The following is a 25359-nucleotide window of genomic DNA, read 5'->3' on the forward strand; positions in this document are numbered from 1 at the left end:
TTGAATATTTATGTTATATTGTTGTATAATTACAAATATAAATCTTCGAGGTGATAATTATGATAAATGTAGGTGTGATTGGTTCAACCGGATATGCAGGACAACAGCTTGTTTGGTTCTTGCACAGGCATCCACAAGTAAAGATTTCTTTCCTTAGTTCTCATAATCATACAGGCAATCCCTTTTCAAATACCTATCCGAATTACAGGAATTTTATGCAAAATATTTGCATAGATATCCACGAAGCAGAGCAACAACTCTCAACGATAGATGTATTATTTATTGCCTTGCCCCACGGCAAATCTTTCGAATTAGCAAAAAAAGCCTTAGCACTAAATGTAAAAGTTATTGATCTGGGGGCAGATTTTCGATTAAAGGATGCTGCCCTTTATAAAGACTGGTATGATCTGGATCACGGCTGTCCCCAACTGTTGCCGGAAGCGGTATATGGTTTGCCGGAGCTCCATCGGGATAAAATAAAGAAGGCTAATTTAATTGCCAATCCGGGTTGTTATCCTACAGCCAGTATATTGGCCCTGGCGCCATTATTAAAGGAACAGTTAGTTATAGAAGAATCTATTGTTGTCGATGCCAAATCCGGTGTATCAGGAGCAGGCAGAACTGCCAATATTGCAACCTTATATACAGAGTGCAGTGAGTCCATAAAAGCTTATGGTGTTGCCAGTCACAGGCATACACCTGAAATCGAACAGGAATTAAGCTTACTGAACGGCAGCTCCTTTTGCATTTCCTTTACGCCCCATCTGGTGCCAATGAATCGAGGTATATTGGCAACCTGCTATGGAAGCCTGCGAAAAAAAATTACAAAGGAAGCCTTGCATGACTATTATCAAGCCTTTTACCAGAATGAATATTTTGTTCGGGTAATAGACACGATACCAGAAACAAGAAATGTAAAAGGCTCCAATCTCTGTGACATTGGATTGTGCATCGACGAGCGAACCGGAAGGGTTATTGTAATCTCAGCGATTGACAATCTGATTAAAGGAGCGGCTGGCCAGGCTGTTCATAACATGAATTTAATGTTTGAATTAGAGGAAATAGCGGGATTAGATGTGCTGCCTATGATTCCCTAAAGAATAGCCTTAGAAAATGTGTAAATCAACAAGCAAAACAGAATCAGTTCCTACAAATATTTAAAATCAAAATTATAATTGTTCTATAGGAGGTTGTTTTCATGAAAATTTTAGAGAATATGTCTGTTACAGATGTATCCGGCTTTCAAGCAGTAGGCATTCACTGCGGCATTAAAAAGAACGGAAAAAAAGATTTATGCATTCTTTATAGTAAAAAGCCTGCAGTAGCTGCAGCCGCCCTTACGACCAATACAGTAAAAGCTGCTCCTTTACAGGTCAATATAGAGCATCTGAAGTCAGATACAACACAAGCCATTGTCATTAATAGCGGTAATGCCAACGCCTGCACTGGTGCATCTGGTTTACAGGATGCAAAGGAAATGGCCAATATCACAGCCGAAGCATTGGGTTTGAGTCCCCAGCAGGTAATGGTTAGTTCTACAGGAATTATCGGTGTACCTATGCCGATGCATGTGATTATTCCAGGCATTAAAGCAGCTTGTGAAATGTTGGATAGCGGAAATGGCAGTAGTGCTGCAGAAGCGATTATGACCACCGATTCCTTTCTTAAGCAGATTACAGTTGAAATTACATTAGATAACCAACCGGTGCGCATCAGCGGTTTTGCAAAAGGTTCTGGTATGGTTCACCCAAACATGGCCACCATGCTTTCCTTTGTGGTTACAAATGCAAATATTTCAAAATCTATGTTGTCTACAGCCCTTAAGGAAAGTGTCAGTGACTCCTATAATATGATCTCTGTAGATGGAGATACCAGTACGAATGATATGGTCATCGCCTTAGCTAATGGTACTGCAAAAAATACAATCATTGATGTTGAAAACGAAAATTATACGTTATTTAAACAAGCCTTAGATTATGTCAATACCGAACTCGCCAAATTAATTGCAAAGGATGGAGAGGGTGCAACAAAATTTATTGAGGTATCTCTCCATAATGCCTGCACAAAAAAAGATGCTAAGCTTTGTGCTAAGTCAGTAATATCATCAAATCTGGTTAAATCTGCTTTCTTTGGTGCTGACGCTAACTGGGGAAGAATCATGTGTGCGCTAGGTTATTCAGGCGGCGCCTTTTCTCCAGATTCTGTAGATGTTTTTTTTAAAAACGATAAAGGTACGCTCCAACTGGTTCAAGACAGTGCAGGACTCCCCTTTGATGAGGATTTAGCCAAAAAGATTTTAGATGAAAGCTATGTCAACATAGTGATTAATTTAAAGGACGGACAGTATAGCGCTACTGCCTGGGGATGCGACCTTAGCTATGAATATGTAAAAATTAACGGTGCTTATCGTACGTAAACCATAACCAGTAAAATCTGACGGTTTAGCAATTTCTATTTTTCAAATCCCCTTATAATCATCTGCATCACACTTGGCTATAAGGGGGTTTTTGTCGTTTTTTGTATGTTTTTATCAGTTATTGACCATACTGTGTATAGACTCTAGGTTAAGGATGGTTTTATGATAAAAACATTATTGTGTAGATTGCAAAAAATACGCTGCAGAAAAAATAAAAACATAGAAAAGTTGTCTACTTTCATAGGAAAAATTTATTCGCGTTGCGGAGATTAGTCTATTTTTAATGCCCGGTGCTATTTCCTCATGATATTGCTTGTATCATATGAAATGAAAAGATGCGTCATAATGTTATAAAAGATATTTTTATGGTACACAAATTCCTTCTATTCTACGTAATTCTTTATGGTTCTTATAATCTTATATGATACAAGACCATGGAGGCGAAAGAATGAAAGAAACGAAGTTAATAGAAACAATAAAAAACTTTATACAGTTGTGTGATCATTTGCTTTTAGATGGCATTATTACTGCAAAGCAGCACTGGAAACTTACAAACAGCAGAAAAACATTTTTAGAAAGCTTTCGCTGATAAGGGGAAACTCCTTTAATTTGTTTTTGAATGTTGAATATTTCCATAAGCCTTAATTTGATTGAAAACAGAATATATGTGCATAAAAAAAACCTCAGAAGAAAATCCTCTGAGGTTTTTTAAAACCAGCAACGACCTACTCTCCCAAGGCGCTTCCGCCTAAGTACCATCAGCGCTGAAGGGCTTAACTGCTGTGTTCGGTATGGGAACAGGTGTGACCCCTTCGCTGTAGTCACTGGATTTTATGAAGTTAGAAGGCATATACCTTCAAAACTGAACCATGAAGTTAGAGAAAAAATACATTTGGTCAAGTCCTCGACCTATTAGTATCGGTCAGCTGAAGACATTACTGCCCTTACACCTCCGACCTATCAACCAGATAGTCTATCTGGGGTCTTACTCCTTGCGGATGGGAAATCTAATCTTGAGGGGGGCTTCGCGCTTAGATGCCTTCAGCGCTTATCCCGTCCGTACATAGCTACTCAGCCGTGCTCCTGGCGGAACAACTGATACACCAGAGGTACGTCCATCCCGGTCCTCTCGTACTAAGGACAGCTCCTCTCAAATTTCCTGCGCCCACAGCGGATAGGGACCGAACTGTCTCACGACGTTCTGAACCCAGCTCGCGTGCCTCTTTAATGGGCGAACAGCCCAACCCTTGGGACCTACTACAGCCCCAGGATGAGACGAGCCGACATCGAGGTGCCAAACCTCCCCGTCGATGTGGACTCTTGGGGGAGATAAGCCTGTTATCCCCGGGGTAGCTTTTATCCGTTGAGCGATGGCCCTTCCACTCGGAACCACCGGATCACTAAGCCCGACTTTCGTCCTTGCTCGACCTGTACGTCTCGCAATCAAGCTCCCTTCTGCCTTTACACTCTACGCGCGATTTCCAACCGCGCTGAGGGAACCTTTGGGCGCCTCCGTTACTTTTTGGGAGGCGACCGCCCCAGTCAAACTGCCCACCTGACAGTGTCCCAAAGCCGGATTCACGGCTTATGGTTAGAACTCCAGTATTACAAGAGTGGTATCCCAAGGTTGACTCCACCTAGACTGGCGTCCAAGCTTCCAAGTCTCCCACCTATCCTGTACATGCAATACCAAAATCCAGTGTCAGGCTACAGTAAAGCTCCACGGGGTCTTTCCGTCCTGCTGCGGGTAACCAGCATCTTCACTGGTACTACAATTTCACCGAGTCTATTGTTGAGACAGTGCCCAAATCGTTACGCCTTTCGTGCGGGTCGGAACTTACCCGACAAGGAATTTCGCTACCTTAGGACCGTTATAGTTACGGCCGCCGTTTACTGGGGCTTAAGTTCAGTGCTTCACCTTGCGGTTAACACGTCCCCTTAACCTTCCAGCACCGGGCAGGCGTCAGCCCCTATACATCGTCTTTCGACTTAGCAGAGACCTGTGTTTTTGTTAAACAGTCGCTTGGGCCTATTCTCTGCGGCCACCTCGGGCTTTAACACCCTACCGTGGCACCCCTTCTCCCGAAGTTACGGGGTCATTTTGCCGAGTTCCTTAACAATAGTTCTCTCGCTCGTCTTAGGATTCTCTCCTCACCTACCTGTGTCGGTTTGCGGTACGGGCACCTAGATCTAACTAGAGGCTTTTCTTGACAGTGTGGAATCAGTCAGTTCGCTACTTAAATTTCACTCCCCATCACCTTTTAGGATTGTTAGAACGGATTTGCCTATCCTAACTCCCTACGGGCTTAGACGCACACGACCAACGGTGCGCATGACCTATCCTCCTGTGTCACCCCATTGCTCAAACAATCTTCGGTGGTACAGGAATTTCAACCTGTTGTCCATCGCCTACGACTTTCGTCCTCGGCTTAGGTCCCGACTAACCCTGAGCGGACGAACCTTCCTCAGGAAACCTTAGGTTTTCGACGGGTGGGATTCTCACCCACCTCTCGCTACTCATGCCAACATTCTCTCTTGTATGCAGTCCACCACTCCTTACGGTGTGACTTCTACCCGCATACAATGCTCCCCTACCCAGCGCTGACGCGCTGCCGTAGCTTCGGTGACAGGTTTGAGCCCCGGACATCTTTGGCGCAGGATCACTCGACTAGTGAGCTATTACGCACTCTTTAAATGAGTGGCTGCTTCTAAGCCAACATCCTAGTTGTCTGTGCAATCCCACATCCTTTTCCACTTAACCTGTACTTTGGGACCTTAGCTGACGGTCTGGGCTGTTTCCCTTTTGACCACGAAACTTATCTCACGTAGTCTGACTCCCAAATATAAGAATACGGCATTCGGAGTTTGATAAGCTTTGGTAACCGGTGAGGGCCCCTAGGCTATTCAGTGCTCTACCTCCGCATCTCTTCATTTGAGGCTAGCCCTAAAGCTATTTCGGGGAGAACCAGCTATCTCCGGGTTCGATTGGAATTTCTCCGCTATCCACAAGTCATCCCAGCCTTTTTCAACAGACATGGGTTCGGACCTCCACGAAATTTTACTTCCGCTTCATCCTGCTCATGGATAGGTCACCCGGTTTCGGGTCTACGGCATGCAACTGTATCGCCCTCTTAAGACTCGCTTTCGCTGCGGCTCCGCTGCATAACAGCTTAACCTTGCTGCATACCGTAACTCGTTGGCCCGTTCTACAAAAAGTACGCGATCGTCCATATAAAGGACTTTCACTGCTTGTAAACATAGGGTTTCAGGTTCTCTTTCACTCCCCTCCCGGGGTTCTTTTCACCTTTCCCTCACGGTACTATACGCTATCGGTCACCAGGTAGTATTTAGCCTTGGGGGGTGGTCCCCCCTGCTTCCCACAAGGTTTCACGTGTCTCGTGGTACTCTGGAGTATACTCAAGACTTTAGTCGTTTCATCTACAGGACTCTTACCTCCTATGGTGGGCCTTTCCAGACCGCTTCGACTACAACTGCCATCTCTTAACGAGTATATCCGCAACCCCAAGAAGAAATCTTCTTGGTTTGGGCTAATCCCCTTTCGCTCGCCGCTACTTAGGGAATCGAGTTTTCTTTCTCTTCCTCAGGGTACTTAGATGTTTCAGTTCCCCTGGTATGCCTCCTCACTACCTATGGATTGAGTAGTGGGTAACTGGGTATTACCCCAGCTGGGTTCCCCCATTCGGAAATCCCCGGATCAATGCCTGCTTGCGGCTTCCCGAGGCTTATCGCAGCTTACCGCGTCCTTCTTCGGCTCCTGGTGCCAAGGCATTCGCCCTATGCTCTTTATAACTTGACCAGAAATTGTATTTTGATTCTCTCTTCATTGTTCAGTTTTCAAGGTACATTTGAAAGACATTAGTCTCTCAAAACTAGACAGTGTAAGAAAAAGCCTTAGCTCCTTAGAAAGGAGGTGATCCAGCCGCACCTTCCGATACGGCTACCTTGTTACGACTTCACCCCAGTCACTCATTTCACCTTCGGCAGCTGCTTCCTTGCGGTTAGCCCACTGACTTCGGGTGCCCTGAGCTCCCATGGTGTGACGGGCGGTGTGTACAAGACCCGGGAACGCATTCACCGCGGCATTCTGATCCACGATTACTAGCAACTCCAGCTTCATGTGGGCGAGTTGCAGCCCACAATCCGAACTGAGACTGGCTTTTAGGATTTGCTCCGGATTACTCCTTCGCTTCCCGTTGTACCAGCCATTGTAGCACGTGTGTAGCCCAGAACATAAGGGGCATGATGATTTGACGTCATCCCCACCTTCCTCCGAGTTATCCCCGGCAGTCTCTCTAGAGTGCCCAGCTTCACCTGCTGGCAACTAAAGACAAGGGTTGCGCTCGTTGCGGGACTTAACCCAACATCTCACGACACGAGCTGACGACAACCATGCACCACCTGTCTCTCCGTCCCCGAAGGGATTTCACCCGTTACGGCTAATGCGGAGGATGTCAAGTCCTGGTAAGGTTCTTCGCGTTGCTTCGAATTAAACCACATGCTCCGCTGCTTGTGCGGGTCCCCGTCAATTCCTTTGAGTTTCACTCTTGCGAGCGTACTCCCCAGGCGGAGTGCTTAATGCGTTAGCTGCGGCACCGAGGGCTGTCGCCCCCGACACCTAGCACTCATCGTTTACGGCGTGGACTACCAGGGTATCTAATCCTGTTCGCTCCCCACGCTTTCGTGCCTCAGCGTCAGTTACAGTCCAGTAAGTCGCCTTCGCCACTGGTGTTCCTCCTAATATCTACGCATTTCACCGCTACACTAGGAATTCCACTTACCTCTCCTGCACTCAAGCCAATAAGTTTCCAAGGCTTACTACGGTTAAGCCGTAGCCTTTCACCCCAGACTTTATCGGCCGCCTACGCACCCTTTACGCCCAGTGATTCCGGATAACGCTTGCCCCCTACGTATTACCGCGGCTGCTGGCACGTAGTTAGCCGGGGCTTCCTCCTAAGGTACCGTCATTCTTCTTCCCTTAGGACAGAGCTTTACGACCCGAAGGCCTTCATCGCTCACGCGGCGTTGCTGCATCAGGGTTTCCCCCATTGTGCAATATTCCCCACTGCTGCCTCCCGTAGGAGTCTGGACCGTGTCTCAGTTCCAGTGTGGCCGATCACCCTCTCAGGTCGGCTACTGATCGTCGCCTTGGTGAGCCTTTACCTCACCAACTAGCTAATCAGACGCGGGCCCATCCTATACCGATAAATCTTTGACCGGCGCTTCATGCGAAGCATCGGTGTTATGGGGTATTAGCACACCTTTCGGTGTGTTATCCCCCTGTATAGGGCAGGTTGCCCACGCGTTACTCACCCGTCCGCCGCTAGATTGCTTCGTAGCAAGCTACTCCACAATCCCGCTCGACTTGCATGTGTTAGGCACGCCGCCAGCGTTCATCCTGAGCCAGGATCAAACTCTCAAATAAAAATTGCGAGTTGCGCTATGCGCTTTAAACATTTATTGCTGGCTTTAATTCTTACACTGTTTAGTTTTCAAAGACCAATTTGTTCTCGCTGTTTTGCAGCGACTTGTTCTATATTACTAGAACTTTTTCATTATGTCAACCACTTTTTTTATTGGAAGTTTTTACTTATTTCCTGTAGTGACGACAAAATATATCTTATCATAACACATAATGAAAATCAACTGGTAAATCATGCTATTGATTAAAACCTGGTGCCCAGAGGCGGAATCGAACCACCGACACGGGGATTTTCAGTCCCCTGCTCTACCGACTGAGCTATCTGGGCGAGAATGGTGGGCCTTCAGGGACTCGAACCCCGGACCTACCGGTTATGAGCCGGACGCTCTAACCAACTGAGCTAAAGGCCCCAATCTATGGTGGGCTTAGGAGGACTCGAACCTCCGACCTCACGCTTATCAGGCGTGCGCTCTAACCACCTGAGCTATAAGCCCATACTATGGTCGGGGTGGCAGGATTTGAACCCGCGGCCCTCTGGTCCCAAACCAGATGCGCTACCAAACTGCGCTACACCCCGGTATTAGATTGGAAATTGGCAGGGGTAGCAGGACTTGAACCCACGACACGTGGTTTTGGAGACCACTGTTCTACCAACTGAACTATACCCCTGTATTAAAAATCTAAAATGTGGCGGAGAAGGAGGGATTCGAACCCTCGCACCAGTTTCCCGGCCTAACGGTTTAGCAAACCGTCCTCTTCAGCCTACTTGAGTACTTCTCCACATAATATTATATATTGGAGCGGATGATGGGAATCGAACCCACGCTATCAGCTTGGAAGGCTGAAGTTCTACCATTGAACTACATCCGCAAAATGGAGCTAGTGAAGGGAATCGAACCCTCGACCTCCAGCGTGACAGGCTGGCATTCTAACCAACTGAACTACCGGGCCATTTTAATGGTGGTCGCAATAGGGATCGAACCTATGACCCCCTGCTTGTAAGGCAGGTGCTCTCCCAGCTGAGCTATGCGACCTTAATATTGGTGACCCATCCGGGAATCGAACCCGGGTTACCGCCGTGAAAGGGCGGTGTCTTGACCGCTTGACCAATGGGCCTTAATGGCTCCAGAGGGGGGACTCGAACCCTCAACCTACCGGTTAACAGCCGGGTGCTCCACCATTGAGCTACTCTGGAATATTTCCTCGTCACCTTAGAGCGACAATGAATAGATTACCACATATATTACAAGTTGTCTACATGAAATTTATTCCAAATGCCTTGGTATACTAGAAACCGAAAAGTATGCCCTACTTTTCATGTCCTTATTTTTATTTTATGTTCGCATTTCGGACAAGTCACCAACAGTGTCCCTTTATTTTTAGGAATTCGCATACGAATAGTACATTGGGGACAAGGTTGAACGATAAAGTCCAGCAAGGATTCAATCTTCCCCTTATCTAAACCGACAACGATATCCTCTCCAATTAGAAATGCAGGTACCCCCATTACTTTTCTTTTCATCAATTCTTGTCTGGCATTTAAATCTTCATTGATATCCCGTTCCTCATAGGGAATTCCTTTTTCCGAAAGATACTCTTTCGCCGTATAGCAATGTGGTCAGGTTTTACTGGTAAAAAGAAGTACTTTTTTCACTTTCCCACCTCCTGAATTAAATTTCTATAAACTGATTTGCTCTTTTATGTCACTCATAGCATCTGATATGTCCTTTTCCTCTCACTTCAGCTACCATAGGGATAGATTATTGTCTTTTAGATAGTTCTCCTTGCTTTGGATCAGCATTTCAAAATCATCATCTCTTTCTCCTTCCAGTTTTTCGAAAAACTGCTGGCTAATCCGTAGATCGTTTAAAGTCAATACGGGATAATCCAACTTTCCATAGGTGCCATCCATCATATAGGCATACCATAGATCCCCGTTTTCTTTGATCCAATGAATACTTGTATCTTTAACCCCTTGCTTGATCTTCCTTGCCAATGCATAATACGCCTCATCCTCTGTAAGTATATACAGATGATAAAGAAAATTCATCTCCGTTAATAAATGATTGAGGGAAACATGGGTTTTTACCTCTGGTCTTAAATCATGTCCGTAGTCCATCACTAACCATCCTTGATTTTCTGTTTCATAATGATGGTCTTCAGCAAACTGCAGCAGAAAATCTCCGTATTTTTTTCCTGCATCCAAAAATACAGGATCTTGATATTTGTCATATCCCTTCAGTAAAAAGATGGCTGCATCTGTAGAAAATCGCGTATCATAAAAGCTGCTGTCAATACCATAGTCCTCCATCAGCCAATTGGACCGGGGAGTAGACCACCAATAACCTTTTTGATTTTGCGACCTTACAGCTTTATAAAGAGAAACCAGGCCAAAATCATCAAAAAATCGCGCTCCCTCTGTACGAATAAACAGCTCTCCAATATGATGGGCGGGATTGAACCAAAAGCTGGTAGGTGAACTAGGATAGTAACTGCTAGGCGTAAAATAATAGATTCCCTCTTGTCCCTGCTTTCGGACTCGGTTCAAATCTGCCATTCGTAAGTGCATGGTCCCCATGGGATCTTCCCAGTCAACCAGGCGTTCCTGCGATAATACCCCCCACTGCTCTACACTTGTTCCTTTAATATGAGGAAATTCTAAAAAGATACTTTCATCTGAAATCTGTAAAGCTTTTCCTAGATCATACCGCTCCTTTTTTACCGACTTATCCTGTAATTCAAAAACATCGATATAGCTTAGATAATAAGACCCTGCCACATCATCGATATACATGGACTCTTTAGTAAGCTTTGTATCCTTGTCCCCAACCATTGTTTCCGACCATTGGGATTTAGCAAAATCATAACCAAGCGGATAAGTTACATAACGGTAAGTAAAGTCAGTAAGATTTATCGGAATAGATAGAATCAGAGGGTGTTTGCTATTTTGCTCTGGCAGATAACGAAGATAATAATACAGATCTCCATTCTTCAGCCGGTACTGATTCATGGTCAGTCGACCCATTTGCTGTTTCCCTTGCAGTATATCCCATCCGTAAGTCCATTCCTCCGCCTGGGCAAAGGGCTTGGCATCTTGAAATACATGTATGATCTGAAATTGTTTTGACTGACTTTTTATAAAATCTTGGCCCCATATTTCTAAAGCTCCGCCGCAGCTGTTGTTAACGGATAAAAATAATACTACAATCATCCAAAACTTCTTCCCTATAATCTTCTGCACGCCCCATTCCCCCTCGATGCTTTATACGCTGTCCTTGATTCGTCCATCATACCGCTATTTATTTTTCCGAATATTCATATTTTTATTTTACCATGTTTTTACGCTCTTTGGAAAAAGGGGTTTACTTTTTTTTGTAGAATATTCTATCATAAAAATTTTTTTTTATGCAAAGGAGGCCCTAGTCTATGATCAAAACCAATAGAGATCGAGTAGTTATGCAATCTGTTCAAGGTCAGATTGCTCATCCTGCCGCAGTCTACCCTTATCGTTTAAGTCATGAAGGTAATTCTCTCGTATTGCCCGCAACCGGTGGCATCACCTATAATGTACAGGTAGGTGATCCGGCTATGGGTTGGGCCGGAGACCATGTAGAACCCGGTGTAAGCATCAAACTAGAGGACAACAAAACAAATGGAGGACTCAATCTTTTAGCCTGTGTAGGAAATGAAGCCAAGATTGTCAGCGGTGATGCAAAGGGTGCAAAAGGTTTTGTGACAGGAACCCACGGAGGCATTGAGCATGTATTGATCTATTTTCATGAGAAGGATTTAGAAAATATGGCCATTGGCGATAAAATTCTCATTAAAGCCTATGGACAAGGACTGCAGCTGCTTAACCTTCCGGAGGTTACAGTCATGAACCTAGACCCGAATCTGCTGGAAAAGATGGATCTTCGAATTGGAAAAGACGGCGTATTAGAAGTTCCTGTGGTAACAGAGGTACCGGCCTACCTAATGGGTTCTGGCATTGGCGCTGTAACGGCTGCTAGTGGAGATTATGATATCATGACGGCTGATGCAGGGGCAAATGCGGCTTTTGGATTAAATGATCTTCGCTTTGGAGATATTGTACTGCTGCGTGATTGCGACAACAGCTACGGCAGAGGATTCCTAAAGGGCGCAGTATCCATTGGCGTGGTCGTTCACAGTGATTGTGTTAAAATGGGTCACGGGCCCGGAGTTACCACCCTCATGACTTGCAAACTACCTAAAATTCGTGGCATCAAAGATGCAAAAGCCAACATTGCCCATTATTTCGGCATCCGGTAAGCATAAAAAGGAAAAAAAGACCCATATATAATGGGCCTTTTTCCATTTTTATCAAAACAAGCTCAAAATACTCATATAAACAGGTATAAAAAACGCACTGGCTAGCGTGGTAGCACTAATCATAATCGTTGCATATTCGTGATCTGCACCATAAGTCTTAGATATGATAGCAGTTTGCGCCATTACAGGCATTGCCGATTGGATAATAAACACCTTTAGCATTAGTGGAGGTATTGGAAAGAAAATCGCTAACAGGTATACAATTGCCGGTGAAATAAAAAATCTTCCTAGAAAAACAAGAAACATATCTCTATTAAAGGATAAAATTTTAGGATCTATAGAATAAAAAGTTATACCTATAAACAGCAAGGATAAGGGTGTAGTCAGGTTTCCAAGATATTTACAAGTATCCAATATAAAAGCCGGAAGCCTGATCTCCCCTAACACCAAAACAGCTCCAGCAAGAAATCCTAGTAGAGGCGGGGACAAAATAGCTTTAATCGTTTGCTTCGATAGAATAGGAATTTGTCCTATATTTCCATCACGGCTTATTTTAAATACAGCTACAACCCAAAAGAAAAAAGTATTGGCGATATAATAAACTAAAGCATAAGGAATGCTCTGCTCGCCAAATAAAGCAATGTTTACCGGCAAACCAATAAAAATTGTATTTGAAACGCTAAAGAGTGCCTCAAAGGTACCTCTTCTTCCATCTGCAACAAAGTAATAGGCCATAATACTGCTAATGATAAAACATAGGAATATAGATGCAAATGGGATCACAAGGCCAGAACTAGACTGAATCAGCGTCTTTTTGTCAAAGGTGGTGGTAAAATTTACGATCATTAATGCTGGCAGGGATATGGTTGTTACCAATTTGGAAAATAACTTTGAAATCTCTTCATTAAACCATCCTGCTCTTGTTAATAGATATCCCAGCGAAATCAGTATGATAATGCTTAGGATGCTTTGTAATGCATTGAACATAACCATTTATCTGTCCTCCTGATAGTATAAAAACAAAGTCCTATATATTGTTACCTATTTATCCTGGGTGTTTTGTTATAATGAAACCCACCGGTTAAGCAATAACAGGCGGGTTTTCTATGTTACACGTTCTGTGCAACAAACTTTTCAATTTCTTCGGCACTCTTCATCTTTAGTACTTGATCAGCCAGAGCTTTCATCTTTTCATAAGACAGATTTTGAATTTGCTTTCTGGCTGGCAGGATAGAACCTGCACTCATGCTAAATTCATCAAGACCCATTCCCAGCAGTATTGGAATCAAGCGTTTGTCACCAGCTACCTCACCGCACATACCTACCCAAATACCTGCTGCATGTCCGCTGTCAATAACTGTTTTAATCAGTCGCAACACTGCAGGATTAAAAGGGTTGTACAGATGGGAAATCTTTTCGTTCATACGGTCCACTGCAGTAGTATATTGAATCAAATCATTGGTACCAATACTGAAAAAGTCTACTTCGTCAGCTAACAGATCAGAAATCACCGCTGCAGAAGGAATCTCAATCATGATTCCCACCTCAAAGTCGGAAGCATACGCTATGTTTTCCCTGTCCAACTCCTGCCTTACTTCTTCTAAGATACGGTTGGCACTTCGGATTTCTTCCACACAAGAAATCATAGGATACATGATCTTTAGGTTGCCATATACGCTAGCCCTTAGTAATGCCCTTAACTGGGTTTTGAAAATATCTTTTCGGTCAAGGCAAATTCTTATGGCCCGATAGCCTAAGAAGGGGTTTGCTTCCTTAGGAAGGTTCATATAAGGCAGTTCTTTGTCTCCACCGATATCTAGGGTTCTAATCACTACCGGCCGTCCCCCCATGATTTCCAACACAGCCTTATAGGCTTGATATTGCTCATCCTCTGAAGGAAGTGTCGTTCTATCCATATATAAAAACTCTGTACGATATAAGCCAATTCCCTCTGCTCCGTTCTCGTGAGCTTTTGTCGCATCCTGTGGGTTTCCTATATTGCAGCCAATTTCTACTCTTCTTTCATCTAAGGATACGCTCTGACTATCCACCAACCGCATTAATTCTCTTTTTACTGCCAGTTCCTTCTCTTTTCTTTCTAAGTATGATTTTACTACGGAATCTTCCGGATTAACGAATACAACCCCTTCATCTCCGTCAAATGCTACATAATCTCCTGTCTTAACCTGTTCCGTTATATTTTTTAATCCGAGTACTGCTGGAATCTCCATAGAACGTGCCATAATGGCACTGTGTGATGTTCTGCCTCCAATATCCGTTATAAATCCCAATACCTTCTCTCGGTCCATTTGCGCAGTATCTGAAGGTGTAATATCATGGGCCACCAGTACGACCTCATCCTTTAATACCGACAGATTAGGAATTTCTTTTCCTAGTAGGTTCATAAGCAGACGTTGACCTACGTCCTTGATGTCTGCAGCTCTCTCCTTCATATACTCATTATCCATACTTTCAAACATCGCAATAAATAAGTTCAATACATCATCTAACGCCGCTTCCACGTTGATATTTTCCGATTGAATCTTATCTTCTACATTGCTCAGCAGTTCCGGATCCTCCAAAATCATAATATGGGCATCCATAATATTCTTTTGCTCTTCTCCTGCTTTCTCTTTGATCCTCTCTATTTGCGTCCTTGATACTTTTACGGCTTCCTGGAATCTGTTCTTTTCATTCTCCAGATCATCAACTTTTTTCCGTTCAATAATGATGTTTTCTTTTTTTAATACAAGTGCCTTCCCTACGGCAATTCCTGGAGATGCTGCAATTCCTTTAAACATATCCTTCATTCCCCCTCTATTTTTATCCTTTGCTTCAAATAGAGCTATACTGACGCTGCCCTCTAGTGTTTACTTATATCATATTTTATCTATGATTAGCCCGTCAACTTTTTTCTCATATGAAAGCGTTTGCTTGAAAAAATTGTTTTTTTTTGCGCATTCAAAAAACAAAAAAACAGACCGAAGAAGAAATTTCTACGGTCTGACTTTTACTTATTTTGTAATTTTTTCAATACCGCCCATATAAGGTCTTAGGGCTTGAGGGATCATTACAGAACCGTCCGCCTGCTGGAAGTTTTCCAGGATTGCTGCAAAGGTTCTGCCTACTGCCAACCCAGAACCATTGAGGGTATGAACAAACTCTACCTTTCCCTTTGGTTCAGGTCTAAAGCGTATATTGGCTCTTCTTGCCTGAAAGTCCTCGAAATTACTGCAGGAAGAAATCTCTAAATAGCGGTTATAGCTGGGCATCCATACTTCTATATCATAGGTGCAAGCAGAGCTAAAGCCCAGGTCTCCAGTAGACAGCTTCACCACCCTATAAGGAAGCTCTAAACGCTTTAGTACTTCTTCTGCCGCTGCCAATAGGCTCTCCAGCTCCTCGTAAGAAGTTTCAGGTTTTGTAAACTTTACTAACTCTACCTTATTAAACTGATGCTGACGGATCAATCCACGGGTATCTCTTCCGGCAGAGCCCGCTTCTTTTCTAAAACAAGGCGTATAGGCCGTATGATAAATTGGGAGCTGGTCTGCCTCCAGAATTTCATCCATATACAAATTGGTCACCGGAACCTCTGCTGTTGGAATCAAGAAATAATCCTTCGATGGAATATGGAACATATCCTCTTCAAATTTTGGCAGCTGTCCTGTCCCTGTCATACTCGCGCGATTTACCATAAAAGGCGGCAGCACTTCTGTATAGCCATGCTCTCCCGTATGCAAATCCAGCATAAAGTTGAGGATAGCTCTTTCCAGTCTTGCACCCAGTCCACTATATACGGTAAAGCGAGTACCTGTAATTTTACCTGCTCTTTCAAAGTCTAATATGCCTAAGTCAGTACCCACATCCCAATGGGCCTTATGCTCAAAATCAAATTGTCTTGGTTCTCCCCATTTTTTCACCTCCACATTGTCTGCATCACTTTTCCCTGCAGGAACACTTGGATGCGGTGCATTGGGAATACCCATCAGCATCTCTTGAATTTGTTGTTCAACTGTTTTTACTTCCTCGTCCAGTGTTTTGATTTTATCAGATAATCCTTTCATTTCTTCCATCACTGCAGAAGCATCTTTTCCTTCTTTCTTCAGCTTTGGGATCTCCTTTGATACTATATTTTGCTTGTTTTTCATCTGTTCTACTTCCTGAAGCAGGTTGCGGCGTTTTTCATCCAACTGCACAACTTGATCTAAGCCATAATCTCCCTGGCCTCTGGACATAACTCGTTCCTTAACATACTCCAATTCATTTCGAATGCGTTTTAAATCTAGCATTTGACCTACCTCCTTATCTCATTTCGTAAAAAAAACTCCCGTCCCTACCATAAAAGGGACGGGAGTTATGTTCCCGCGTTGCCACCCAAATTGATTGAATTCCTTCAATCCTCTTTGTTGCGATATAACGGTCGCACCCGTTTAGGCCTACAAAAGCTTTCAACCTACAACTCCGAGATGGATTCAATAGCCAACTTCACCGGTTTGCACCTGCCACCAGCTCTCTGTAGAAATCCGACTATTTACTATTTCTCTTCACAGTCTTTTCCATATTTTAAAATATTCTAACATATTACCTTTAGTTTGGCAAGAACCTTATTTTTTATTCTCTTTTTCTTTTTCATAAAGCATCGATAAAAGTCCTGGTACACGTTGTCCCTTTAAACAGTGATATACTTGGTCGATGCGCAGAAGATATGGATTTTCTATATCGAAAGGAAGAATGTTTTCCTGTTGATCTCTGCCTCCAAAGGTATAAATCCAAAGATTTTGTCCTAATAACCACAGTTCTACATAAATATCATGAATGATATTCTCTCTCAGTTTTAGCCCTCGAAAAGTTTTGCCGGAGCCTTTCATATGGAGTATGTCCTTTTGTTCCTTTAGCAAAATTAGCTCCAGCATCTCATAGACCTTCTCCTTTAGCCGTTCTTCTTTGTCCTCTTCGTCACAGTATATATCAATATATTGTTCATGAAGATCCAGGGTTTCATAATACAATTCTTCTAAACGATTATCGTCTCTCTGAAAATAATAGGCCACTAAAGATCGAAAAAATATTTTCGTCAACATCCAAAAATAGCTGCCGGTGGTCAATACCCTCTGATTATCCATGGATTCCCCCCCCTTATCAGGGCATTTTGTCTATAATAAGGATTATATTTGTACTATATTCATATTATGCAAAAATACCTTGCTTTGATACGCTTGTTTCTATAAGGATTCCTATGGCTTCGGATATTTGTGAAAAAAGATGTATATTACTTTGTCCTATTGCCTATACTTACAAGTAGCAAAGAATGTAGGGGGGAATATGTATGCATGATATCGACTTATATGCTCAAATTGGCGACTTAAAAGAAGTTGACTACCGCAATACCTTGGCCATCGCTACCATGATTGAGCTGCTGATTGATAAAGGCTTAATTCAGCGAAAGGAATTTTCTCAAATGGCACAAAAACTGGATAATATGACAATCGAAGAATTAAAGTTTTTACGCAGCCGCTAGTAAATCGCTGCTTACTTTTACAAATACACTCCTTTATTGAATATAAAAGCCCTTCTATTAAAATTGAAAAAGAAGGCCCTTATAAAAAAAACCTAAAACTTAGGTTTTTTTTATTTGTAAATTATGAAACCTTTTGCCGAAAATTCCGTCTATACTTATGAAGGTTTTTTTAGGGGGATTTTATATTATGCGGATGGGACGTCTATTTTTCCTGCTTTTTATACCGATTCTTGTTTTTTTCCTAGCTTCCTGCTCAGAGCAAAAAAACTTAGATGCAGATCAGGTAGCTATGGTCAATGGCCATATTATTACCGTTAAAGACGTAGAAAGTCAATTAAAGTTTCTACAACTGGAAAAACAGCTTTATGAGTATAATCGCTTTCGAAATAACATTTATCCAAAGCTGGAGCTTCTGAACATTCGGCCCTCCTTAGTAGATGACATTATCCTTCTAATTCAGCAGGGAAAATTAGATGAAGCGAGAGCTGCCGTACAAAATCTGGCTATTCCAGAGGATAAAAATACATTGAAATATTTCGTATTAAAAGAAATTGACAGTTATGAAAGGCTTCTGAAAAAGCAAACCCTTCTTTATGCCTTTCAGCAAACTTTGGCTAAATCCATTATTATGCAGGAATTAGAGGCACGAAATCTAATCCCCTCCTCCAGTGAGATAGATGGCGCCTATTTAGCCTATCAAACCCGAATTAGAGAGGATATTGAAAGCAATATCTTCTATCAGTATTATTATCAATATGCAAAGGCAAGAGAAATGGATTTATTTGAACTAGAAACAGAAGAGAGTTATAAAAACCACATGTACGAAAAAATCAAACAGGAATTGAGTAAGGAAAAATTCAAAAAAGCCATTGGCACCTACCGTTTTGAAGACTACATAGAAGAAAAATTAAAAAAAGCTGAAATTGTGTTCAACAAACAGTATGAACAATACAAAAAAGAGACTCAGCTCCCTTAATTTAACGGTTTGCACTTATCCTCCTTTCCTGTACAATGAGTATGTACGACTATCTACACAAGGAGGTTTTTTATGAATTTCGACATTCGGGAAATATTGTTGATCCTACCTGGAATTATTCTTGGTTTTTCTTTCCATGAATATGCCCATGCACAGATGGCTGTATGGTTGGGAGATGATACCCCAAAACATCAAGGCCGCTTGACCTTAAGTCCCTGGGTGCATATTGATCCTTTCGGATTTCTAATGATTTTGATCGCCCGCTTTGGATGGGCAAAACCAGTAGAAGTAAATGAAACCAATTTTAGAAATCCAAGGCGTGACGATATTCTTGTATCCCTAGCAGGTCCTCTAATGAATTTACTCATCGCATTATTTTTTCTACTCCTGATGAAAGCTACCTATTACATTCCCTCGACCATCCTTCCCGACGGAGTCTATGACACAGTAATGGATGTTTTCGACTATACTCTTTGGATTAATGTGGTGCTTTTTGTATTTAATTTGCTGCCAATTCCACCATTGGACGGTTCCCATATCTTTTTCGGACTATTTAATCTCAAGCATACAGCATTCTTCTATGAATTTTTTACGAAGGGCAGAATTATTCTTCCACTGTTAATTATCAGCAACGCCCTTGACCGAGTTATCGGACCACCCATTGCTCTAATCTACAATGGGCTTTTCAGTATTTTTTTCTAAATAATAGCGAAAAGAGAGACCTATTCATACAAAAAGGTCTCTTTTTCATTTTGACAAGTAAGTTATGGGCCTGCCCAAGTACATACACTGCGAAAGAATGTATAACCGCCTATATCAAGTCCCTCAAATATAACAACTATAATCCTGGTACGTGCAGCTTATGACAATCAATGTGATTTAAGTAATAATTCAATCATATTTTTTTCAAAGAAATCTCCCCAGTTTAGCATACTTCAATAATATAGACGAAAAAGGAACATAAAAGTTTCCACGATAAGCAAATCTTTGCCAAATTTGCTTTGCCGAAATTCTTTTATGTTCCTCTCCAGCTTATTGTGACACTTGGTTTAATTTTTCTAATATTCTTCTTAACTCATCGATCCGAGCGCCATATTCTGACCAGTTTCCTGCCCGCTGTGCCTCCTGGGACCGGTCAAATACCTCATTGGCCTGACGGATCAGCGCTTGGAAATCCTCTGTTTCTCCCTCTATAGCCGGTGGCTGGGGCGTTACGGGATCAGGCACCTCTTCTGCTGCACCAAAGAGCTTTTCTAGAGCTTCTTCTAAGGTTTCCTCATAGGCAATTCGTTCACCATAGAATACAACCACCCGTTTTACTTCCGGCAAGCTGCTTTCATTGTCAGCCTTCAGATAGATCGGTTCTACATAAAGCAGAGAATTTTCGACTGGGATTGTCAGCAGATTTCCGCGGATATAGGTGGAACCCTGCTGCCCCCATAACGAGAACTCCTTAGAGATATTGGTATCCTGATCAATTTTAGATTCGATCTGCATTGGTCCGTAAACATTCTTCTGCTTTGGCAAGCGGTACAGTACCAGCTGCCCATAGTGCTCCCCATCGGACCGTGCCATCAGCAGTGCGGTCATGTTGGGTTTATTCTTAGGCGTGTAGGGAATCGACAGGATAAATTCCTCACGTTCCTCTCCAGGCAGCTTCATAATATTATAGTGGGATTCCATCACTTGTTCCTTCCGTTCATACATCTCCCGGGCAATGTCCCACAGGTCTTCCTTGGTATAAAAAACATCAATATCCCGCATATGATAGATTCGGTATACCTCTGCCTGTATATCAAAAAAAGTCTGTGGATACCGGATATGGGCTTTAATACCTGCCGGCATTTGATCCATTGGAGTCAGGAGTTGGGGAAAAATCTTGCCTAAAGTTTGGATCACCGGGTCCTGTTCATCGGCAATATAATACGTTGTGGTACCGTTGTAGGCATCAATTACGACTTTTACAGCATTGCGCATGTAGTTACCCCGATCACCCACATAAGGCGCCGCATAGGGATAGTTTTCGCTAACAGTATACCCATCGATGATCCAGTAAAGCTTGCCTTCATCAATTACCAGATAAGGATCTTCATCATAATAGATAAAAGGTGCAATTTTTCTAACCCGTTCATTGATATTTCGATAGAGATGAATCCGGCTCTCTCCGGTAATATTTCCCGATACAAAAAGCTTTAGACTCCCCTGCCGGATTGCATAAAGGAGCTTGTTGAAGCCTCCCAGGCGAATACCTGCAGTTCCCTCATAAATAGCTTCTGCATTCTGTTCCCCTTGAGGATAGTCAAACTCTCTTTCCTTGGCATTCGTAATAATATACTGATTGGTTAATTCCCCAAAATAAACTTCAGGCCGGGTAATCTCCAGGTCTTTGACTTCTGATTCCGGTGGAATATTGCTTACCAGCAATCTCGGTGCTCCCTCTGGGGTGATGGTATTGACAGGAGAAAGGGCAACCCCATAGCCATGAGTATATTTTAAATGTTGGTTAATCCATTGTTCATTCACCCGCTTGGAGTCTATTTCTCTCGCGGATAAAAACACTTGGGTATATTGCCCGTCAATTTCGTAACGGTCGATATCTACATCATTAAACTGATAGTAGGGTCGTATTCCCTGCCGTTGATTGTAAAATTGTATGGTGGGACGATAATCATTGATCCGTATATTTCTAATCGTCTCCTTATTCCTCTCTAAGTCTTCCCGTGTTAAGGTATTGTCTGCAGGAAAATCTCTGGTATCAATGGTATTTAGTCCATAGGCTTCTTTAGTATATTCGATATTGTACTCCAGATACGTACGCTCCTTTGAAATCTCGTCCGGTGCCACAATAAAGTTTTGCACAACCATGGCTGCACCATTGCCAATGATTCCAACCAAAATAATCAATACCGGTCCTAGGATGGCCTGCTTCATTTTCCCCCTTCGAATACCCACAGTCCAAAGCACTGCGGAAATCAGGGCCAGCACGGCCATTGCCCGATACATCCAAAGAGTTACATGAACGTCAGTAAAACTGGCTCCATAAGCTACGCCTCTCGGGGAATATAATAATTCAAAAGTTCTGAGATAATATCCAAATCCTAGTATCAGAAAAAAGATTACTCCGATCATTCTCACTTGACGAATGGCAATCTCTAAAATTCTTTTACCTTCTGTAAGGTTCATTCCTCTCCCCATTCGGATTGTTTCCGGTTCATGTACTTCATCAAAGGCAGTGGGCCTACGCATACTGAGTAGGATGATATAGAATATGAAAGTAAGGATAGCCATTAGTACAATAAAACTAATGAGCATATAATAAACCCGCTGAATTAATGGCAATCGGAACATATAAAAAGAAATATTCCTCCCAAAAATAGGATCAACAGTAGGAAATTCCGATGCGTTAAGGAATTGCAGCAGTTCATACCATAGGCTTCCTGTAAAAGCCATACTGGTTAAGAAAGAAACAAAAACTGCTGCCAGCAGCGCCATTCGATTCATTCTTTTTTCGTCTCCAGCAACGGTTAAGATGCTTACCTTTTTATAATAATCCTTTTTAATCGACAACAGATAAATATAGATTAAAGCTGTTAACACAACAAAAACGGGAATTCCAATCTTAATCTGCGTCATCAGCTTCGTAAAAAATACCTGTTCGTATCCAAGTTCCTTAAACCATTGGTAATCTGTAATAAAGTTAATGATGGTAGTAAAGGATGTCAGTAAAAATATTACTGCTGCAATTCCGATAAACACCAACACACGCTTTCCATGTTTCAAATCACATCACCTCTGTTTTATTATTCATCCTCATTATTCAAAAATCTAATTTATCTTCACATAAAAAACCTCCCGATAGTATTATTATATCCATAAATACGATCGGGAGGAAAGCTTTTCTAAGAATTTAACTTCATATCTCCAAACTTGATCCAACCTTTCTTTCGCATGTATTCGGAAATCATCAGGGTTAAGACGGCTGGGAGAATAAAATGAAGGATTGCAATTTTTCCAAGAATTATCACTGTAGGTTCCATTCCTGCCATGGCTGCCATGGTACCGAATTGACCTACCAATCCACTGGTACCCATCCCTGCACCCACGCTGTTATTTTCCATCCTCATGATATAAGTAGAAATGGGTCCTAAAACAGCACCGGCCAAAGTTGGAGGAATCCAAATCAAAGGATTCCGTATGATATTAGGTACTTGCAGCATGGATGTTCCCAATCCCTGGGCAAGCAATCCCCCCATACCATTTTCACGGTAACTGGCTACCGCAAAACCAATCATCTGCGCTGCGCAGCCCGTAACGGAGGCACCTGCGGCCAGTCCACTTAGGCCTAAGGATATGGCTAGTGCCGCACTGCTGATGGGCAGTGTAAGAATTATGCCCATGAGTACAGCTACAATGATTCCCATAGGAATTGGCTGCAGTTCTGTAGCACTGTTAATGAGCCCTCCTAAGCCCTTCATGATCTGCGTCATGACCGGTCCGATAAACAGGCCTGCCAACCCTCCCAACAGGATGGTTCCTGCCGGTACCAACACAATATCCACCTTTGTTTTTCCAGCAATTCGTTTAGAGAACTCCGCCCCTATTAGGGCTGCTATAAAGGCACCTACCGGTTCTCCCGTTTTGGCTATGAAGATACCACCCTCTGCCGGTACAAAGGTTCCTGCGCCAATGGCACCGGTCACAATAGACGCAAAAATTCCCAAAGGAGGTGCTTTGACACTAAAGGCCACCCCTGCACCAATAGCAGGTCCCATTAAAAACTGAGCCATTCTGCCAAAAGCAGATACTGTCTCCAAATGTGTATAATCTCCAATCTGTTTTAGAATAAGTCCGATAATCAGTGAACTGAATAATCCTAAGGCCATTCCATTTAGCGCCTGTGTAATATATTCTCGGAAGGAGAAATCTTTTTGTTTCATTCCCATCAACCCCCATGTCTTTTTATACGCTTTAACAGCTATCTTTTAATGAACATCTTTTCTAGGCAAAGCTGTGCCTTTTGCCGAATGGCTTCATCAATTTTTATTTCATGCTGCTCCTTTAACAATGCATGATAGATATCTCCAAGGGCAGTTTTTTTCATATTAAAGCAAGTTAGAGACGGTGATAAAAGATAAAATTTCTTATTAGGATTTTCTTTACGCAGCCGGTGCAGCACACCCATCTCTGTACCGATGATGAATTCTTTCTTCTCTGACTGATTGGCATAACGAATGATCTCTGTAGTACTTCCTACAAAATCAGCTTTCTCTGCTACCGCTGCACTGCATTCAGGATGTACAAGCACTAGGGCTTCCGGATGTTTTCTTCGATTCACATCAACTTCTAAAGGTTTTACCATATGATGAGTCATACAAAAGCCTTCCCAGTTGATAATTTCTTTTTCCGGCACCTGTTTTGCAAGATATCTGCCTATATTTTGATCCGGCACAAATAGAATTTTATCTGCCTCTATTTCTCGTACAAGCTCTACTACATTGGATGCTGTACAACAAAGGTCGCTCTCTGCCTTAGCTGCTGCTGATGAATTGATATAACAGAGGATCGGAATATGGGGATATTCCCTTCGGAATACCCTCAGCTGTTCTGCATCAACCATGTTTACCATCGGACATCCCGCATCTAAAACGGGCAGCAGCACTTTTTTATTTGGCGCCAGGATTTTTGCACTTTCCGCTAAGTAGTCAACGCCACTGAAAAGAATAAGCTCTGCATCCGTATTGACGGCTTGTTGAATAAGCTCTAATGAATCCCCAACAAAATCAGCAATATCCTGAATTTCAGGTATTTGATAGTTATGAGCAAAAATAACCCCTTTCTTTTCCTTTTTTAGACGCACCACTTCTTTGATCATCTCTTGTTCTGTCATGATTTCAAATCCTTTCTCCTTCACGCTTTATCTTTCATTTTTTGCGTTCTTCTCTAGATTATACATACTGTCTTAAAGGATACCTTTCCTATCCCTTAAGACTTAAATAGTCATGTGTATATCACCTGTCTTGTCACCTCATAGTAAAAATATAACAAATCTTTAGCGCTTTTGCAACCTCTGATTTGTTCTAATCATTCAAAATTTAAGTAGCGGTAACTTCTCGTAAGAAAAATCCCTTTTCCACCAAGGTCTCCATCATTCGTTTGTATGCTCTTTCGCTAGGCAACTCTAAATGATGAATATGCTCTCCCCCTGTCAAGGATGACAAGGGTTCTGCCCGTTGGGTTTTTACCTTATGCATAAAATCCTGAACATCCATCCGTGAACAAATCATAAGATTTCTAGATATTTTTCCATAAACAGGATGATCTACCACCACATCTAATATTTTAGCCCCCATGTCCACCATGATGGTTAACTCCTCTTCCATCTCTTCATAGCCCATATGCCTGCAGGCAATGGCCTTGAGGTATCGATCTGACGGCTGTGGTTTTGGCAGCATATATCCGTTAGCCGTTGCTAGAATGTCATAACCTTGAGCCCTAAGCACTGCAATATCTTGTACAATGACCTGCCGACTCACATCAAAGGCCTTTGCCAGTGCTCCTCCTGTAACCGCTTCTTCCTCCATTTTTAGCATTTCTAATATTCTTTGACGTCTCTTTTCCGATAACATACGCTCTTCCTTTCTATCGGCAATCCATTCATCTACTAAATGGCGTCAATGTATTTATCCCATTTATGTCTTTATTTTACCACAAAGAAA

Annotated in this window: 17 protein-coding genes, 10 tRNA genes, 3 rRNA genes and 1 other annotated feature; of the genes, 7 read left to right on the forward strand and 23 right to left on the reverse strand. The window is 42.5% G+C overall.

The genetic code is table 11. The features are described 5' to 3' along the window. Positions 1–59: 59 nt before the first annotated feature. The 3 genes from argC (at position 60) to Gferi_RS28130 (ending at position 3005) form a co-directional block, all read left to right on the forward strand. Positions 60–1097: an N-acetyl-gamma-glutamyl-phosphate reductase gene (gene argC / locus Gferi_RS12825; RefSeq protein WP_069977106.1), complete on the forward strand. Its 1038-nt coding sequence runs from the start codon at positions 60–62 to the stop codon at positions 1095–1097. Between the two features lie 101 nt (positions 1098–1198). Continuing rightward, a complete protein-coding gene (gene argJ, locus Gferi_RS12830; protein ID WP_069977107.1) occupies positions 1199–2416 on the forward strand; it encodes a bifunctional glutamate N-acetyltransferase/amino-acid acetyltransferase ArgJ in 1218 nt (405 codons plus the stop codon). A 448-nt stretch (positions 2417–2864) separates the two neighbouring features. Further along, complete coding sequence (locus Gferi_RS28130; protein ID WP_156782387.1) at positions 2865–3005, forward strand: hypothetical protein; 141 nt, start codon at positions 2865–2867, stop codon at positions 3003–3005. A 123-nt stretch (positions 3006–3128) separates the two neighbouring features. Here Gferi_RS28130 and rrf read toward each other — a convergent pair. The 15 genes from rrf to Gferi_RS12905 all read right to left on the reverse strand — a co-directional run bounded on the left by rrf (position 3129) and on the right by Gferi_RS12905 (position 11097). Then, a 5S ribosomal RNA gene (gene rrf, locus Gferi_RS12835) occupies positions 3129–3245 on the reverse strand. A 63-nt stretch (positions 3246–3308) separates the two neighbouring features. Then, positions 3309–6233, reverse strand: a 23S ribosomal RNA gene (locus Gferi_RS12840). A 107-nt stretch (positions 6234–6340) separates the two neighbouring features. Then, positions 6341–7859 (reverse strand): 16S ribosomal RNA (locus tag Gferi_RS12845). The 16S, 23S and 5S rRNA genes sit together here with 10 tRNA genes alongside, the layout of an rRNA operon. A 249-nt stretch (positions 7860–8108) precedes the next feature. Further along, positions 8109–8184 (reverse strand) — tRNA-Phe (locus Gferi_RS12850). 5 nt (positions 8185–8189) lie between these two features. Beyond that, positions 8190–8266, reverse strand: a tRNA-Ile gene (locus tag Gferi_RS12855). A gap of 7 nt (positions 8267–8273) precedes the next feature. Then, positions 8274–8350: transfer RNA gene (locus tag Gferi_RS12860), tRNA-Ile, on the reverse strand. Between the two features lie 6 nt (positions 8351–8356). Beyond that, positions 8357–8433 (reverse strand) — tRNA-Pro (locus tag Gferi_RS12865). Between the two features lie 16 nt (positions 8434–8449). Continuing rightward, a tRNA-Trp gene (locus Gferi_RS12870) sits at positions 8450–8525 on the reverse strand. A 19-nt stretch (positions 8526–8544) separates the two neighbouring features. Further along, a tRNA-Ser gene (locus Gferi_RS12875) sits at positions 8545–8636 on the reverse strand. Between the two features lie 16 nt (positions 8637–8652). Then, positions 8653–8726 (reverse strand) — tRNA-Gly (locus Gferi_RS12880). 88 nt (positions 8727–8814) lie between these two features. Continuing rightward, a tRNA-Val gene (locus Gferi_RS12890) sits at positions 8815–8890 on the reverse strand. A 7-nt stretch (positions 8891–8897) separates the two neighbouring features. Continuing rightward, a tRNA-Glu gene (locus Gferi_RS12895) sits at positions 8898–8972 on the reverse strand. A gap of 4 nt (positions 8973–8976) precedes the next feature. After that, positions 8977–9051: transfer RNA gene (locus tag Gferi_RS12900), tRNA-Asn, on the reverse strand. Between the two features lie 120 nt (positions 9052–9171). Beyond that, complete coding sequence (locus tag Gferi_RS27625) at positions 9172–9510, reverse strand: glutaredoxin family protein (RefSeq protein ID WP_083273539.1); 339 nt, start codon at positions 9508–9510, stop codon at positions 9172–9174. Between the two features lie 90 nt (positions 9511–9600). Next, on the reverse strand, positions 9601–11097 hold the full coding sequence (locus Gferi_RS12905) for a hypothetical protein (protein ID WP_069977108.1): 1497 nt from the start codon (positions 11095–11097) through the stop codon (positions 9601–9603). A 185-nt stretch (positions 11098–11282) separates the two neighbouring features. On the opposite strand from Gferi_RS12905, the gene Gferi_RS12910 reads away from it, so the two are divergent. Then, the gene (locus tag Gferi_RS12910; protein WP_069977109.1) at positions 11283–12146 is read left to right on the forward strand and encodes a DUF4438 domain-containing protein; all 864 of its coding nucleotides are present in this window, start codon (positions 11283–11285) and stop codon (positions 12144–12146) included. Between the two features lie 51 nt (positions 12147–12197). Here Gferi_RS12910 and Gferi_RS12915 read toward each other — a convergent pair whose 3' ends face one another. The 4 genes from Gferi_RS12915 to Gferi_RS12930 form a co-directional block, all read right to left on the reverse strand. Further along, positions 12198–13139, reverse strand: coding sequence for an AEC family transporter (locus tag Gferi_RS12915; RefSeq protein WP_069977110.1), 942 nt, complete (start codon positions 13137–13139; stop codon positions 12198–12200). 116 nt (positions 13140–13255) lie between these two features. Beyond that, positions 13256–14947, reverse strand: a complete 1692-nt coding sequence (gene ptsP / locus Gferi_RS12920; protein WP_069977111.1) for a phosphoenolpyruvate--protein phosphotransferase — start codon at positions 14945–14947, stop codon at positions 13256–13258. A gap of 213 nt (positions 14948–15160) precedes the next feature. Continuing rightward, positions 15161–16438: a serine--tRNA ligase gene (gene serS / locus Gferi_RS12925; RefSeq protein ID WP_069977112.1), complete on the reverse strand. Its 1278-nt coding sequence runs from the start codon at positions 16436–16438 to the stop codon at positions 15161–15163. Between the two features lie 51 nt (positions 16439–16489). Next, positions 16490–16706: a binding site (T-box leader), on the reverse strand. 47 nt (positions 16707–16753) lie between these two features. After that, on the reverse strand, positions 16754–17272 hold the full coding sequence (locus Gferi_RS12930; RefSeq protein WP_069977115.1) for a hypothetical protein: 519 nt from the start codon (positions 17270–17272) through the stop codon (positions 16754–16756). 203 nt (positions 17273–17475) lie between these two features. Here Gferi_RS12930 and Gferi_RS12935 point away from each other — a divergent pair, with 203 nt between their 5' ends. The 3 genes from Gferi_RS12935 (at position 17476) to Gferi_RS12945 (ending at position 19345) form a co-directional block, all read left to right on the forward strand. Continuing rightward, complete coding sequence (locus Gferi_RS12935) at positions 17476–17667, forward strand: hypothetical protein (RefSeq protein WP_083273540.1); 192 nt, start codon at positions 17476–17478, stop codon at positions 17665–17667. Positions 17668–17854: 187 nt separating this feature from the next. Then, positions 17855–18643: a hypothetical protein gene (locus Gferi_RS12940; RefSeq protein ID WP_069977119.1), complete on the forward strand. Its 789-nt coding sequence runs from the start codon at positions 17855–17857 to the stop codon at positions 18641–18643. Positions 18644–18715: 72 nt separating this feature from the next. Further along, positions 18716–19345, forward strand: a complete 630-nt coding sequence (locus tag Gferi_RS12945; RefSeq protein ID WP_069977121.1) for a site-2 protease family protein — start codon at positions 18716–18718, stop codon at positions 19343–19345. A 330-nt stretch (positions 19346–19675) separates the two neighbouring features. On the opposite strand, the gene Gferi_RS12950 is transcribed toward Gferi_RS12945, so the two are convergent. The 4 genes from Gferi_RS12950 to Gferi_RS12965 all read right to left on the reverse strand — a co-directional run bounded on the left by Gferi_RS12950 (position 19676) and on the right by Gferi_RS12965 (position 25269). After that, complete coding sequence (locus Gferi_RS12950; RefSeq protein ID WP_069977123.1) at positions 19676–22423, reverse strand: UPF0182 family membrane protein; 2748 nt, start codon at positions 22421–22423, stop codon at positions 19676–19678. A gap of 119 nt (positions 22424–22542) precedes the next feature. Next, a complete protein-coding gene (locus tag Gferi_RS12955) occupies positions 22543–23586 on the reverse strand; it encodes a PTS transporter subunit IIC (protein ID WP_083273541.1) in 1044 nt (347 codons plus the stop codon). A gap of 32 nt (positions 23587–23618) precedes the next feature. After that, positions 23619–24530, reverse strand: a complete 912-nt coding sequence (gene nadA / locus Gferi_RS12960) for a quinolinate synthase NadA (RefSeq protein ID WP_069977127.1) — start codon at positions 24528–24530, stop codon at positions 23619–23621. Positions 24531–24735: 205 nt separating this feature from the next. Further along, entirely contained in the window at positions 24736–25269 is a 534-nt protein-coding gene (locus tag Gferi_RS12965) for a transcription repressor NadR (protein WP_069977130.1), read from the reverse strand. Between the last annotated feature and the right edge of the window lie 90 nt (positions 25270–25359).

Source organism: Geosporobacter ferrireducens, assembly GCF_001750685.1.
GTDB lineage: Bacteria > Bacillota > Clostridia > Peptostreptococcales > Thermotaleaceae > Geosporobacter > Geosporobacter ferrireducens.